The sequence below is a fragment of the Klebsiella sp. 2019SCSN059 genome (assembly GCF_021739525.1).
GTDB lineage: Bacteria > Pseudomonadota > Gammaproteobacteria > Enterobacterales > Enterobacteriaceae > Klebsiella > Klebsiella quasipneumoniae.
Window position 1 is genome coordinate 37,429 of record NZ_JAKKOM010000013.1, and the last position, 14,757, is coordinate 52,185.

The 14,757-nt window shown below is 56.5% G+C and carries 10 protein-coding genes; 4 read left to right on the plus strand and 6 right to left on the minus strand.

The annotated features are described in order from the left end of the window. The first annotated feature begins 57 nt into the window (after nucleotides 1–57). Both speE and speD read left to right on the plus strand, forming a co-directional pair. The gene (gene speE, locus L2I46_RS15125) at nucleotides 58–918 is read left to right on the plus strand and encodes a polyamine aminopropyltransferase (protein ID WP_004204376.1); all 861 of its coding nucleotides are present in this window, start codon (nucleotides 58–60) and stop codon (nucleotides 916–918) included. A 24-nt stretch (nucleotides 919–942) separates the two neighbouring features. After that, nucleotides 943–1,737: an adenosylmethionine decarboxylase gene (gene speD, locus L2I46_RS15130; protein ID WP_004204375.1), complete on the plus strand. Its 795-nt coding sequence runs from the start codon at nucleotides 943–945 to the stop codon at nucleotides 1,735–1,737. Between the two features lie 155 nt (nucleotides 1,738–1,892). Here the strand turns inward: speD and yacL are convergent, their stop codons facing one another. Both yacL and acnB read right to left on the minus strand, forming a co-directional pair. Continuing rightward, nucleotides 1,893–2,255, minus strand: a complete 363-nt coding sequence (yacL, locus tag L2I46_RS15135; RefSeq protein ID WP_004204373.1) for a protein YacL — start codon at nucleotides 2,253–2,255, stop codon at nucleotides 1,893–1,895. A 187-nt stretch (nucleotides 2,256–2,442) separates the two neighbouring features. After that, the gene (acnB, locus tag L2I46_RS15140) at nucleotides 2,443–5,040 is read right to left on the minus strand and encodes a bifunctional aconitate hydratase 2/2-methylisocitrate dehydratase (protein ID WP_004204372.1); all 2,598 of its coding nucleotides are present in this window, start codon (nucleotides 5,038–5,040) and stop codon (nucleotides 2,443–2,445) included. Nucleotides 5,041–5,471: 431 nt separating this feature from the next. On the opposite strand from acnB, the gene L2I46_RS15145 reads away from it, so the two are divergent. Then, on the plus strand, nucleotides 5,472–7,106 hold the full coding sequence (locus L2I46_RS15145) for a DUF3300 domain-containing protein (RefSeq protein ID WP_236947994.1): 1,635 nt from the start codon (nucleotides 5,472–5,474) through the stop codon (nucleotides 7,104–7,106). An 11-nt stretch (nucleotides 7,107–7,117) separates the two neighbouring features. After that, nucleotides 7,118–7,924, plus strand: a complete 807-nt coding sequence (locus L2I46_RS15150; RefSeq protein ID WP_032453849.1) for a DUF2950 family protein — start codon at nucleotides 7,118–7,120, stop codon at nucleotides 7,922–7,924. Between the two features lie 44 nt (nucleotides 7,925–7,968). On the opposite strand, the gene L2I46_RS15155 is transcribed toward L2I46_RS15150, so the two are convergent. The 4 genes from L2I46_RS15155 to aceE form a co-directional block, all read right to left on the minus strand. Then, a complete protein-coding gene (locus tag L2I46_RS15155) occupies nucleotides 7,969–8,253 on the minus strand; it encodes a hypothetical protein (RefSeq protein WP_023291998.1) in 285 nt (94 codons plus the stop codon). 164 nt (nucleotides 8,254–8,417) lie between these two features. Continuing rightward, nucleotides 8,418–9,842 carry a dihydrolipoyl dehydrogenase gene (lpdA, locus tag L2I46_RS15160; protein ID WP_002888731.1) on the minus strand — a complete coding sequence of 475 codons (1,425 nt, stop codon included), beginning with the start codon at nucleotides 9,840–9,842 and terminating at the stop codon, nucleotides 8,418–8,420. Between the two features lie 206 nt (nucleotides 9,843–10,048). Then, nucleotides 10,049–11,947: a pyruvate dehydrogenase complex dihydrolipoyllysine-residue acetyltransferase gene (aceF, locus tag L2I46_RS15165; RefSeq protein WP_023291997.1), complete on the minus strand. Its 1,899-nt coding sequence runs from the start codon at nucleotides 11,945–11,947 to the stop codon at nucleotides 10,049–10,051. 14 nt (nucleotides 11,948–11,961) lie between these two features. After that, nucleotides 11,962–14,625, minus strand: coding sequence for a pyruvate dehydrogenase (acetyl-transferring), homodimeric type (aceE, locus tag L2I46_RS15170; RefSeq protein ID WP_023291996.1), 2,664 nt, complete (start codon nucleotides 14,623–14,625; stop codon nucleotides 11,962–11,964). Nucleotides 14,626–14,757: the final 132 nt, after the last annotated feature.

Sequence of the window (14,757 nt, forward strand, 5' to 3'; positions counted from 1 at the left end):
ATGATGTTGCACTCGTTTTACGGGTGTAACAGATGTTAACGAAGGAGGAGCCTCACCGTGGCCGATAATCCACTGTGGCATGAAACGCTGCATGACCATTTTGGTCAGTACTTTAGCGTTGATAACGTGCTGTACCACGAAAAAACCGATCATCAGGATCTGATCATCTTTGACAACCGCGCCTTTGGCCGGGTGATGGCGCTGGATGGCGTCGTGCAAACCACCGAACGCGATGAGTTTATCTATCACGAAATGATGACCCACGTGCCGCTGCTGGCTCACGGCAACGCCAAGCATGTCCTGATCATCGGCGGCGGCGATGGCGCGATGCTGCGCGAAGTCTCTCGTCATCGCAGCATCGAAAGCATCACCATGGTGGAAATCGACGCCGGGGTGGTCTCATTCTGCCGCCAGTACCTGCCCAACCATAGCGCCGGCGCCTATGACGATCCGCGCTTTACGCTGGTGATTGATGATGGCGTCAATTTTGTTAATCAGACGACGCAAACGTTTGATGTGATCATTTCGGACTGTACCGACCCTATTGGCCCGGGGGAAAGCCTCTTCACCTCGGCTTTTTATGAAGGCTGCAAACGCTGCCTGAATCCGGGAGGGATTTTCGTTGCGCAGAACGGCGTCTGCTTCCTGCAGCAGGATGAAGCGGTCGGTAGCCATCGCAAACTGAGCCACTATTTTCGCGACGTCAGCTTCTACCAGGCGGCGATTCCGACCTATTACGGCGGGATAATGACCTTTGCCTGGGCGAGCGACAACGAGGCGCTGCGCCATCTTTCCAGCGAAATCATTCAGGCGCGCTTTCACAAAGCCAACCTGACCTGCCGCTACTACAATCCGGCAATCCATACGGCGGCCTTCGCCTTACCACAATATCTGCATGATGCTCTGTCCGCACCGTGAAGCGAAATAAGGGGGTGAACTAAATTGAAAAAATTGAAGCTGCACGGCTTTAACAACCTGACCAAAAGCCTGAGTTTTTGTATCTACGATATCTGTTACGCCAAAACGGCAGAAGAGCGCGACGGCTACATCGCCTATATCGACGAACTTTATAATGCCAATCGCCTGACAGAGATCCTGAGCGAAACCTGCTCTATTATTGGCGCTAATATCCTGAATATCGCCCGCCAGGATTATGAACCCCAGGGCGCCAGCGTGACCATTCTGGTAAGCGAAGAGCCCGTCGACCCGCGGCTTATCGACCAGACCGAACACCCCGGCCCGCTGCCTGAAACCGTGGTCGCCCATCTCGATAAAAGCCATATCTGCGTGCATACCTATCCGGAGAGCCACCCGGAAGGCGGCCTGTGCACCTTCCGCGCCGATATCGAAGTCTCTACCTGCGGGGTTATTTCACCGCTCAAAGCGCTGAACTATCTGATCCACCAGCTGGAATCGGACATTGTGACCATTGACTACCGCGTGCGCGGCTTTACCCGCGACATCAATGGGATGAAGCATTTTATCGATCATGAAATCAACTCAATTCAGAACTTTATGTCTGACGATATGAAGTCGCTGTATGACATGGTCGACGTCAACGTTTATCAGGAAAATATCTTCCATACCAAAATGTTGCTTAAGGAGTTCGACCTTAAGCATTACATGTTCCATACCCGACCGGAAGAGTTGACCGCTGAAGAGCGCAAGGTCATTACCGACCTGCTGTGGAAAGAGATGCGCGAGATTTACTACGGCCGCAATATTCCTGCCGTGTAATACGTCAAATGCCCGGCGGCGCTTTTGCTTGCCGGGCCTGGGTTCTGCGCCGGCTGGAAGCGGGGAAAGGTACTCGTCGCGACCCGGAGATGTGCCCTGCGCACGCGACGCTTAGCCGGGCTACGGTTTTCCGCAGCCCGGCGCAAAACGAGTCATCAACGCTGCTGCATAAACTCACGATAGGCGGCAACCACCTGCAGGAAATCCTCAACACCACACAGAGAGAGGCTTTCTTCGTCGTAGTAGCTCATCCCCTCTTCGATTTCGTCCCCGGAAAATTCCAGCTGATTGGCGCGGATCATCACCTCTTCGCCATCCAGCCACAGCGTATATTCATGTCCGGCACGCTGCCAGGAACGTTCACTGCCTTTCACGGTGCGCGCAGCCTGCTCCACTTCGTCAAGCAGAGCAAGATTGTCTTTCACCTCCTCGTTGAACCAGTGGCCAATCGCCTCGTGATCCATCGACATTCGCACCTTTACCACTCCGGTAATATCGCGCAGAAATTCGTAGTCCATCGTCTTTTCCTCTGCAAGGGCAATGCGTCACCGCTGCACTGTACCCATGGAGTAATTATCGCAGCAGACCGAAAGAAAAAAAGCGTAACAGGCAGGAGGTTTGGAAATAAAAATGCCCGGTGATGCAATGTTCACCGGGCATTGGGGAGTTTGTAACCAAACGGTCAGCCGGGCTGACCGACTGGTTTTACACCGCGGTCTGGAAGATCACGCCGTCAGCTTTTTCAGTGTACTGATCCAGCTGGTTGAAGTTCAGATAGCGATAGGTATCTTCCGCTGTCTTATCCACCTGCGCCACGAAGGTCTGGTACTCTTCCGGCGTCGGCAGTTTACCGAGCAGAGAAGCCACCGCTGCCAGCTCGGCAGAGGCCAGATAGACGTTAGCGCCGGTACCTAAACGGTTCGGGAAGTTACGGGTAGAGGTGGAAACCACCGTCGCACCGTCGGCGACGCGCGCCTGGTTACCCATACACAGGGAACAGCCAGGGATTTCGATACGCGCCCCGCTCTTACCAAATACGCTGTAGTAACCTTCTTCGGTCAGCTGCGCGGCGTCCATACGGGTTGGCGGCGCCACCCACAGGCGAGTCGGCAACTGGCCTTTGTGGCTGTCCAGCAGCTTACCGGCGGCACGGAAGTGGCCGATGTTGGTCATGCAGGAGCCGATGAACACTTCGTCGATTTTCTCGCCCTGTACGTCAGACAGCAGGCGGGCATCGTCCGGATCGTTCGGCGCGCACAGAATCGGCTCTTTGATATCCGCCAGATCGATGTCGATCACTGCCGCGTATTCCGCGTCAGCATCGGCTTCCAGCAGTTGCGGATCCGCCAGCCATTTCTCCATGCCCTGGATACGACGCTCCAGGGTACGGCGGTCGCCGTAGCCTTCGGCGATCATCCACTTCAGCAGGACGATGTTGGAGTTCAGATACTCAACGATCGGCTCTTTGTTCAGCTTGATGGTGCAACCTGCAGCAGAACGTTCAGCGGAGGCATCGGTCAGCTCGAACGCCTGCTCCACTTTCAGATCCGGCAGACCTTCAATCTCAAGGATGCGGCCAGAGAAGATGTTTTTCTTACCTTTCTTCTCAACGGTCAGCAGGCCCTGCTTGATGGCGTACAGCGGGATCGCGTGGACCAGGTCGCGCAGCGTAATGCCCGGCTGCATTTTACCTTTGAAACGCACCAGCACCGATTCCGGCATATCCAGCGGCATCACGCCGGTCGCGGCGGCGAAGGCCACCAGACCAGAGCCCGCCGGGAAGGAGATACCGATGGGGAAACGGGTGTGGGAGTCGCCGCCGGTGCCCACGGTATCCGGCAGCAGCATGCGGTTCAGCCAGGAGTGGATCACGCCATCGCCCGGACGCAGCGAGACGCCGCCGCGGTTCATAATGAAGTCCGGCAGAGTATGATGCGTGGTGACGTCAACCGGCTTCGGATAGGCCGCAGTGTGGCAGAAGGACTGCATCACCAGGTCAGCGGAGAAGCCCAGGCACGCCAGGTCTTTCAGTTCATCACGGGTCATTGGACCGGTGGTGTCCTGAGAACCGACGGAGGTCATTTTCGGCTCGCAGTAGGCGCCCGGGCGGATACCGGCAACGCCGCAGGCGCGGCCAACCATTTTCTGCGCCAGAGAGAAGCCGCGGGTGCTTTCCGCCACGTCTTTCGCCTGACGGAAGACATCGCTGTGCGGCAGACCCAGCGCTTCACGTGCTTTGGTGGTCAGGCCGCGACCGATGATCAGCGGGATACGGCCGCCGGCACGGACTTCGTCGATCAGCACATCGGTTTTCAGCTCGAAGCTGGCCAGCAGTTCGTTGGTCTCGTGATTACGCACTTCGCCTTTGAACGGGTAAACGTCGATGACGTCGCCCATGTTCAGGTTTGACACATCCACTTCGATAGGCAGCGCGCCCGCATCTTCCATGGTGTTGAAGAAGATTGGCGCGATTTTGCCGCCCAGGCACAGGCCGCCGCCGCGCTTGTTCGGCACGTTCGGGATATCGTCGCCCATAAACCACAGCACCGAGTTGGTGGCCGATTTACGTGAAGAGCCGGTCCCGACCACATCGCCGACGTAGGCCAGCGGGTAGCCTTTCTGCTGCAGGGCTTCGATCTGTTTGATCGGGCCAACCACGCCCGGCTGATCCGGTTCAATGCCTTCGCGGGCGTTTTTCAGCATCGCCAGGGCGTGCAGCGGGATATCCGGACGCGACCAGGCATCCGGCGCCGGAGACAGGTCATCGGTGTTCGTTTCGCCAGTGACCTTGAAAACGGTAACGGTGATTTTCTCTGCCAGCTGCGGGCGGTTCAGGAACCACTCAGCGTCGGCCCAGGATTGCATAACCTGTTTAGCGTGCTCGTTACCCGCTTTCGCTTTCTCTTCCACGTCGTAGAAGTTATCGAACATCAGCAGAGTATGGGACAGCGCTTTCGCGGCAATCGGCGCCAGTTTCGCGTCGTCCAGGGCATCGATCAGCGGGTGGATATTGTAACCGCCCTGCATGGTGCCCAGCAGTTCAACGGCTTTTTCAGGGGTAACCAGGGGGGAGGTCGTTTCGCCTTTGGCGATCGCGGCAAGGAATCCAGCTTTAACATAGGCGGCTTCGTCGACGCCCGGCGGTACACGGTTAATCAGCAGGTCTAACAGGAATTCTTCTTCGCCCGCAGGCGGGTTTTTCAGCAGTTCTACCAGCGCGGCCATTTGGGTTGCATCTAAGGGTTTGGCAACAATCCCCATGGCGGCACGCTCAGCTACGTGCTTACGGTATTCTTCTAGCACGACGGTTCTCCTCGCTTCTCATTGTCATAATGCGGCCTACACCTCTTCAATCAATCTGCTTCGGTATTGGCAGTTTGCCGCCTTGACGCATCTTGAAGGATTTAGTGGCTGGGCGATTTTCTTCACGCTCCTGTGAGACAGCAGTTTGTAGGGTAAATGCCCGATACCGCGTCGGCAGCATAGCAGGATTTTTGAAAGGTGTTAATCTGTTTACAAAAAAGCAACATTAAAATTTAGCTGAATCGTTAAGGGCAGGATATTGCAGGCTTTCTGTTCAAATCCCGCGACAAAAATTCCTTTCCGCGTACAACGCCATGGGCCGATCCCAACAATCATCAATAAAAAGCCATACCGCTTACTTATACTCAGCAAACGCGCCGTTTTCGCCGATACTTTAGCGAGATGGGTTACTTTTTGGGTCAGGAGCTTCTATGTCACTGCCGTTCAAACCCCATATTATCACCCTGCTCTGTAGCGCTGGCTTACTCGCGGCGGCGGGAACACTCTATGTGCAAAGCCGTACTCCAGAGACGGTCACTCAGCCGACGGCGCAGCCTGCGCCAGCGCCAACGCCAGCCGCACCCGCCGCCGCGGAGCCGGTGGCCGCCACCTACACCCAGGCGCAGATTGACCAGTGGGTTGCCCCCATCGCGCTCTACCCGGACAGTCTGCTGTCGCAGGTGCTGATGGCTTCCACCTACCCGGACAACGTCATGCAGGCGGTGCAGTGGTCCCAGGATAACCCCACCATGAAAGGGGATCCCGCCGTTCAGGCAGTTGCCAGCCAGCCGTGGGATCCCAGCGTCAAATCGCTTGTCGCTTTCCCTGCCCTGCTGGCGATGATGGGCGAGAATCCGCCCTGGGTGGAAAATCTGGGTAATGCGTTTTTGGCCCAGCCGCATGATGTGATGGACGCGGTGCAGCGCCTGCGTGCCATCGCCCAGGAGACAGGGACGCTGAAATCCACGCCGCAGCAAAAAGTGATTGTCGCCGCATCGGCGCCTGTGCCGGCCACCACTTCGAAAAGCAGCACCGTATCAACGTCAAGCACTACCGCGGCGGCGCCTGCGCCGACCCAGGTCATAAAAATAGAACCGACCGACCCGCAGGTGGTCTATGTTCCCAACTACAACCCCTCCACCGTCTATGGTACCTGGCCGAACAGCGCCTATCCTCCGGTCTATCTGCCGCCCCCTCCCGGGGAGCAGTTTACCGATAGCTTCGTCAAAGGCTTCGGTTACAGCCTGGGCGTGGCGACCACCTGGGCGCTGTTCAGCAGCATCGACTGGGATGATGATGATGACTACCACCATCACGATGACGACTACCACCGCGGGGATTACTCGCATAATGGCGATAACATCAATATCAATGTGAATAATTTTAACCGCATTACCGGACAAAACCTGCCGGGCGACCACGTAAACTGGCAGCACAATCCCGCCTATCGCGGTCACGTGCCATACCCCGATAATACCGTCGCCCAGCGCTTTCATCAGACCAACGTATCCGGCGGACTGAGCGCGACCCAGCATGCGCCGGTCGATCGTGAGGCGCAGCGCCAGGCGGCAATGACCCAGCTTCAGCAGCGCAGCGCGTCGACCGCCACGGCAGGCAACCTGGCGGCAAACACCCCCTCGCGCGATGCCCAGCGTCAGGCGGCCTCGGCGCAGTTGAAACAAGCCACCCAGCGCAGCAACTACCGCGGTTACGACAGCGCGCCGACATCAACCCAGCAGCGTCGAGATGCGGCGAAAGCGCAGTTGAAAAACCCTACGCCGCAGCAACAGCAGCGTAGGGAAACCATTAAGAACCACGAGCAGAATGCTACACCGCAGCAGCAACAGCGCCGGCAGCAACTCCATTCCGCCACGCCCGCCCAGCGCCAGCAGACGGTCAATCATCTGCGCGCCAGCGCCCTTAGCGGCAACGAAAGCCGCGCCCCCTCCTGGCAAGCTCAGCAGGAACGGGGACGACAGAGTCGTCAGTTTTCCAGCGTAAACCGCGAGCAGCGCGACGGCGCCAGAGAGCGTCTTTCTGAACACCATGAACTACGCCGCCGCTGAGGATGAGCAGAATGAGAAACCCATTACCTATTGCCCTGTTCACGTTAATGCTGTCACCGCTTGCCGCCTTCGCCCAGCAGCAATATGCCACCCCCGAGCAGGCCGCGAGCGCGCTGGCCGAGGCGATCGGCCAGCAAAATGACGCGGCGCTGAGCGAGGTGCTTGGCGATAACTGGCAGCATTTTTTACCCCCCGACGGGATCGACCCCACTGCCGTCGACCGCTTCCAGCGCGACTGGCAGGTGAAACATGTGATTGTGCAGCAGGGTGATAACGCCTGGCTCGACGTTGGTAGCGAAGCATGGCGTCTGCCCGTCCCCATCGTTAAATCATCCCAGGGCTGGCGCTTTGATATGGCCGCTGGCGAAGAGGAGATCCTTACCCGCGCTATTGGCCGTAATGAACTGTCGGCGATAGCCGCCATGCACGCCTACGTTGACGCCCAGCAGGATTACTATCAACTGAACCACCGCTGGGCGCAGAAAATCATCAGTAGCGAAGGCAAAAAAGATGGTCTGTACTGGCCCACCTCACCGGGCGAAGCGCCAAGCCCGCTTGGGCCCGCCTTTAGCCCGACGGTACCCGGCAGCGGCTACCATGGCTACCGCTTCCGCATTATCACCGGTAGAGATGAGCAGAGCGTCGCCTTGCTGGCGTGGCCGGTGGCGTGGGGGGAAACCGGCGTGATGAGCTTTATGATTGATCAGCACGATACGGTTTATCAGGCCAATCTCGGTGAAGAGAGTGCGGCAAAGGCCCAGGCGATAACGCGCTTTGCCCCCGACGCTGACGCCGGCTGGCAGGTGGTCAATCCATAAAAAAACGCCCGGTTACGAATACGCAACCGGGCGTTTTCATTCACTTAGCCCTGGTGGGGCATCAGTGACGGATCGCCGGCAAAGGCTGGTTTCGTACTGGACAATGCCGCTTCGTCAGCGCTGATGCTGCCGGAATTCGCCGCCCATACCCCTTCACTGGTCTTCGTCACCTGCTGATGCTGGGCATTCAGATCCTGGCCCATCGCCGCGATATGGGTCGTTTCCGTGCCGCCGCTGTTATCCGCCCACGGAATCGTGGCGTCAGCCGCGCAGGCTACACCGGATAAGCACGTTGCTGCGACCAGCGCAGTGGTTAAAAAGCGTTTCATCACACACCTCATCGATATCGTTAACTACCTATAAGTTTACTGAGTGACTATTTACAAAGTATGTATGAGGTGTAGCGGTTTATGAATAGCGACATAGTTCTAAACATCAGGCATAAAAAAAGCGGCTCCGGGAGCCGCTTATGCTTTTTGCCTGAAAGAAAAAGTTACTTTTTCTTCGCTTTGGCGTTCGGCAGGTCGGTGATGCTGCCTTCGAAGACTTCTGCCGCCAGGCCAACAGACTCGTGCAGAGTCGGGTGAGCGTGGATAGTCAGCGCGATGTCTTCAGCGTCGCAGCCCATTTCGATAGCCAGGCCGATCTCACCCAGCAGCTCGCCGCCGTTGGTGCCGACAATCGCGCCGCCGATAACACGGTGGGTCTCTTTGTCGAAGATCAGTTTGGTCATACCGTCTGCGCAGTCGGAAGCGATAGCGCGGCCGGAAGCCGCCCACGGGAAGGTGGCGGTTTCGTAGCTGATGCCTTTCTCTTTCGCTTCTTTCTCAGTCAGGCCGACCCATGCCACTTCTGGCTCGGTGTAGGCGATGGACGGGATCACTTTCGGATCGAAGTAGTGTTTCAGGCCGGAGATAACTTCTGCGGCAACGTGACCTTCATGTACGCCTTTGTGCGCCAGCATCGGCTGACCGACGATATCGCCGATAGCAAAGATGTGCGGCACGTTGGTGCGCATTTGTTTGTCAACGCGGATGAAGCCACGATCGTCCACTTCCACGCCCGCTTTGCCTGCGTCGAGGTTTTTGCCGTTCGGTACGCGACCGATAGCCACCAGTACGGCGTCGTAACGCTGTGCTTCCGCCGGCGCTTTTTTGCCTTCCATGGAAACGTAAATACCGTCTTCTTTCGCTTCAACGGCAGTCACTTTGGTTTCCAGCATCAGGTTGAATTTCTTGCTGATGCGTTTAGTGAAGACTTTCACCACGTCTTTATCGGCCGCCGGGATAACCTGGTCGAACATTTCAACCACGTCAATCTCTGAACCCAGCGCATGGTATACGGTACCCATTTCCAGACCGATGATACCGCCGCCCATGACCAGCATGCGTTTCGGTACGGATTTCAGCTCCAGGGCGTCGGTGGAGTCCCATACGCGCGGATCTTCATGCGGGATAAATGGCAGTTGAATCGGACGGGAACCCGCCGCGATGATGGCGTTGTCGAAGTTGATCACGGTTTTGCCGTTTTCGCCTTCCACTTCCAGGGTGTTAGCGCCGGTGAATTTACCCAGACCGTTAACCACCTTCACTTTACGCCCTTTGGCCATGCCAGCCAGACCACCGGTCAGCTGAGTGATGACTTTTTCTTTCCAGGTGCGGATCTTGTCAATATCAGTTTTCGGTTCGCCGAAAACGATGCCGTGTTCGGCCAGCGCTTTCGCTTCTTCGATAACTTTTGCCACGTGCAGCAGCGCTTTAGAAGGGATACAACCCACGTTCAGGCACACCCCACCGAGGGTGCTGTAACGTTCTACGATGACGGTTTCCAGACCTAAATCAGCGCAACGGAAAGCTGCAGAGTAGCCTGCAGGACCTGCCCCAAGTACCACGACCTGAGTTTTGATTTCAGTACTCATCATGACCTCTGTAATTTATATCCGGCGGGTCTGACGCTATTATTCTTACGCCCAAGTCCACCGGGACGTTCTATCCGCGTGTATTTTACAAAATTGTTAACAATTTTTAAACAACAAACGGCAAACGATTTTGTCCTTTGTTGCTGATAATCCCAAACAGCCTGAGGTTATCAGAAAAAAGCCGGCCGTCAGGCCGGCTTTTTCGATTACATCACCAGGCGGCGAATGTCGCTCAGGGTGTTGTTGATGATGGTAATGAAGCGGGCACCATCAGCACCGTCGATCACGCGGTGGTCGAAGGACAGAGAGATCGGCAGCATCAGACGCGGCACGAACTCTTTACCATTCCATACCGGCTCCATCGCGGACTTAGACACGCCGAGGATGGCCACTTCCGGCGCGTTAACAATCGGCGCGAAGTGGGTCGTACCCAGGCCGCCGATGCTGGAGATGGTGAAGCAACCGCCCTGCATTTCGCCCGCCGTCAGTTTGCCATCGCGCGCTTTCTTCGAGATGGTGGTCAGTTCGCGAGACAGCTCGGTGATGCTCTTCTTGTTCACGTCTTTAAAGACCGGAACCACCAGACCGTTCGGGGTATCAACCGCCACACCGATGTTGATGTATTTCTTCAGCGTCAGGCGCTGACCATCTTCGGAGAGCGAGCTGTTGAAGCGCGGCATCTGCTCAAGCGCAGCGGCCACAGCTTTCATGATGAAGACAACCGGGGTGAATTTCACGTCCAGTTTACGCTTCTCAGCTTCGGCGTTCTGCTGCTTACGGAACGCTTCCAGATCGGTGATATCGGTTTTATCGAAGTGGGTAACGTGGGGGATCATGACCCAGTTACGGCTCAGGTTAGCACCAGAGATTTTCTGGATACGGCCCAGCTCCACTTCTTCGATTTCGCCGAACTTGCTGAAGTCAACCTTCGGCCATGGCAGCATGCCCGGGATACCGCCGCCAGCGGCAGCCGCCGGTGCGGATTCAGCGCGTTTAACGGCTTCTTTCACGTAGGCCTGAACGTCTTCGCGCAGGATACGACCTTTACGGCCGGTGCCTTTCACTTTCGCCAGGTTAACGCCGAACTCGCGCGCCAGGCGGCGAATCAGCGGAGTCGCGTGAACGTAAGCATCGTTTTCAGCGAATTCGGTTTTGCCTTCTGCTTTCGCAGCCGGCGCCGCGGCAGGCTTAGCAGCCTGAGCCGGCGCAGCAGCCGGTGCCGGTGCAGCAGCCTGAGCCGGAGCGGCGGCAGGCGCAGCGCCTTCCACTTCGAAGACCATGATCAGGGAGCCGGTTTTGACTTTATCGCCGGTGCTGATTTTGATCTCTTTGACGGTGCCCGCGAACGGCGCCGGCACTTCCATAGACGCTTTGTCGCCTTCGACGGTGATCAGGGACTGCTCAGCAGCCACTTTATCGCCGACTTTCACCATCACTTCGGTGACTTCAACTTCGTCGCCGCCGATGTCCGGGACGTTAACGTCTTTCGCGCCGGCAGCAGCAGCCGGTGCCGCGGCAGCCGGAGCGGCAGCCTGTGCCGGAGCGGCCGCAGGCGCAGCGCCCGCGACTTCGAAGATCATGATCAGGGAGCCGGTGGATACTTTATCGCCGGTGTTGATTTTGATCTCTTTCACGGTACCCGCGAACGGCGCCGGTACTTCCATAGAGGCCTTATCGCCTTCTACGGTGATCAGGGATTGCTCAGCGGCGATGGTATCGCCCACTTTAACCATGATCTCGGTGACTTCAACTTCATCGCCGCCGATATCCGGGACGTGCACTTCTTTCGCTGCCGCGGCGGCGGCTGGCGCAGCAGCGGCCGGAGCGGCTTCTTTCTTCTCTTCCTGCGCAGGTGCAGCGGCTGCTGCACCCTCGGCGGAATCGAAAATCATAATCAGTTTGCCAGTCTCGGTTTTGTCGCCGACGGAGACTTTAATCTCTTTCACGACGCCAGCCTGCGGAGACGGGACTTCCATAGAGGCTTTATCGCCTTCTACGGTGATCAGCGACTGTTCAGCTTCTACTTTGTCGCCAACTTTGACCAGGATCTCGGTGATTTCAACTTCATCAGCCCCGATGTCCGGTACTTTGATTTCGATAGCCATTATTCTTTTACCTCTTACGCCAGACGCGGGTTAACTTTTTCTGCATCGATGTCGAATTTCGCGATAGCATCAGCGACCACTTTCTTATCGATTTCACCACGTTTAGCCAGTTCGCCCAGCGCTGCAACGACCACATAGGAAGCATCAACTTCGAAGTGGTGACGCAGGTTTTCACGGCTGTCGGAACGACCGAAGCCATCGGTACCCAGTACGCGGTAATCGTCAGCCGGTACGTAAGTACGAACCTGCTCGGCGAACAGTTTCATATAGTCAGTGGATGCCACAGCCGGAGCGTCGTTCATCACCTGAGCGATGTACGGCACGCGCGGGGTTTCCAGCGGGTGCAGCATGTTCCAGCGTTCGCAATCCTGGCCATCACGCGCCAGCTCGGTGAAGGAGGTGACGCTGTACACGTCAGAGCCCACGCCGTAGTCTTTCGCCAGGATCTGCGCTGCTTCACGGACGTGACGCAGGATAGAACCGGAGCCCAGCAGCTGAACTTTACCTTTGCTACCTTCGATGGTTTCGAGTTTGTAGATACCTTTACGGATACCTTCCTCGGCGCCTTCCGGCATCGCCGGCATGTGGTAGTTTTCGTTCAGGGTCGTGATGTAGTAGTAAACGTTCTCTTGTTTCTCACCGTACATACGCTCCAGGCCGTCATGCATGATGACCGCCACTTCGTAGGCGTAGGACGGATCGTAAGAGATACAGTTCGGGATAGTCAGAGACTGAATATGGCTGTGGCCATCTTCGTGCTGCAGACCTTCGCCGTTCAGCGTCGTACGACCGGAAGTACCACCGATCAGGAAGCCGCGAGCCTGCTGGTCGCCTGCCTGCCAGCACAGGTCGCCGATACGCTGGAACCCGAACATCGAGTAGTAGATGTAGAACGGGATCATCGGCAGGTTGTTGGTGCTGTAAGAGGTCGCCGCAGCCAGCCAGGATGCGCCTGCGCCCAGCTCGTTGATCCCTTCCTGCAGGATCTGGCCTTTTTCGTCTTCTTTGTAGTAAGCAACCTGCTCACGGTCCTGCGGGGTGTACTGCTGACCGTTCGGGCTGTAGATACCGATCTGACGGAACAGACCTTCCATACCGAAAGTACGCGCTTCGTCGGCGATGATCGGCACGAGGCGGTCTTTGATGGATTTGTTCTTCAGCATCACGTTCAGGGCACGAACGAACGCGATAGTGGTAGAGATCTCTTTATTCTGCTCTTCCAGCAGCGGACGGAAATCTTCCAGCGTCGGCAGCTCCAGCTTCTCAGTGAAGTTCGGCTGACGGCTCGGCAGATAGCCGTGCAGTTTCTGACGCTGAGCGTGCAGATAGGTGTGCTCTTCGGAACCTTCCGGGAAGGTTACGTACGGCAGTTTTTCCAGATCGGCATCGGCAACCGGCACGTTGAAACGATCGCGGACGTAGCGAACGCCGTCCATGTTCATTTTCTTAACCTGGTGAGCGATGTTCTTACCTTCAGCAGTATCACCCATGCCGTAACCTTTGATGGTATGGGCGAGGATGACGGTCGCTTTGCCTTTGGTTTCCTGCGCTTTCTTCAGTGCAGCGTAAACTTTCTTCGGATCGTGGCCGCCGCGGTTCAGAGCCCAAATCTGCTCGTCAGTCCAGTCGGCAACCAGCGCGGCGGTCTCCGGATATTTACCGAAGAAGTGCTCGCGCACATAAGCGCCGTCTTTGGATTTGAAGGTCTGGTAGTCACCGTCAACGGTTTCTTCCATCAGCTGAATCAGCTTACCGCTGGTGTCTTTACGCAGCAGCTCATCCCAACGACCGCCCCAGATAACCTTGATAACGTTCCAGCCAGCGCCCGCGAAGATGCCTTCCAGTTCGTTAATGATTTTGCCGTTACCGGTGACCGGGCCATCAAGACGCTGCAGGTTACAGTTGATAACGAAGACCAGGTTGTCCAGCTTCTCACGGGTCGCGATGGTGATCGCGCCTTTAGATTCCGGCTCGTCCATCTCACCGTCGCCCAGGAACGCGTAAACGGTTTGTTTGGAGGTGTCTTTCAGACCACGGTGTTCCAGATATTTCAGGAATTTAGCCTGATAAATCGCCCCGATTGGGCCCAGGCCCATAGAAACGGTCGGGAACTGCCAGAATTCCGGCATCAGTTTCGGGTGCGGATAAGAGGACAGACCTTTACCGTGAACTTCCTGACGGAAGTTGTTCATCTGCTCTTCAGTCAGACGACCTTCCAGGAAAGCACGCGCATAAACGCCCGGAGAGATGTGACCCTGGAAGTACACCAGGTCGCCGCCATCCTGCTCATTGCGTGCGCGGAAGAAGTGGTTGAAGCACACTTCGTAGAAGGTTGCGGAAGACTGGAAAGAAGCCATGTGGCCGCCCAGTTCGAGATCTTTTTTCGATGCGCGCAGAACGGTCATGATGGCGTTCCAGCGGATCGCAGAACGGATACGACGTTCCAGATCCAGATTACCCGGATATTCCGGTTCATCTTCAACGGCAATAGTGTTTACGTAACCGCCGGTCGATGCGCCAGCAGCCACTTTCACCCCGCCTTTGCGGGCTTCAGAAAGGAGTTGGTCAATAAGATACTGAGCGCGCTCAACACCTTCTTCACGGATGACCGATTCGATCGCCTGTAGCCAGTCGCGAGTTTCGATCGGATCCACGTCATTTGGTAAACGTTCTGACATGGGGGGTATTCCTTATCTATCTAATCGTTGATTAATCTGGAACCTGTCCCATTGAACTCTTCGTTCTTCACCTTTGAACAACCAAAAATTCAATAAGACAGGTTCTGCGTTTAGTTGCCGCGCTCTAAAAAT

Excerpts from the sequence above, each read along its gene's own strand:
- yacL (WP_004204373.1), bottom strand. The coding sequence starts at position 2,255 with ATGGACTACGAATTTCTGCGCGATATTACCGGAGTGGTAAAGGTGCGA.
- L2I46_RS15145 (WP_236947994.1), top strand. The coding sequence starts at position 5,472 with ATGTCACTGCCGTTCAAACCCCATATTATCACCCTGCTCTGTAGCGCT.
- L2I46_RS15150 (WP_032453849.1), top strand. The coding sequence starts at position 7,118 with ATGAGAAACCCATTACCTATTGCCCTGTTCACGTTAATGCTGTCACCG.
- L2I46_RS15155 (WP_023291998.1), bottom strand. The coding sequence starts at position 8,253 with ATGAAACGCTTTTTAACCACTGCGCTGGTCGCAGCAACGTGCTTATCC.
- lpdA (WP_002888731.1), bottom strand. The coding sequence starts at position 9,842 with ATGAGTACTGAAATCAAAACTCAGGTCGTGGTACTTGGGGCAGGTCCT.
- aceF (WP_023291997.1), bottom strand. The coding sequence starts at position 11,947 with ATGGCTATCGAAATCAAAGTACCGGACATCGGGGCTGATGAAGTTGAA.
- aceE (WP_023291996.1), bottom strand. The coding sequence starts at position 14,625 with ATGTCAGAACGTTTACCAAATGACGTGGATCCGATCGAAACTCGCGAC.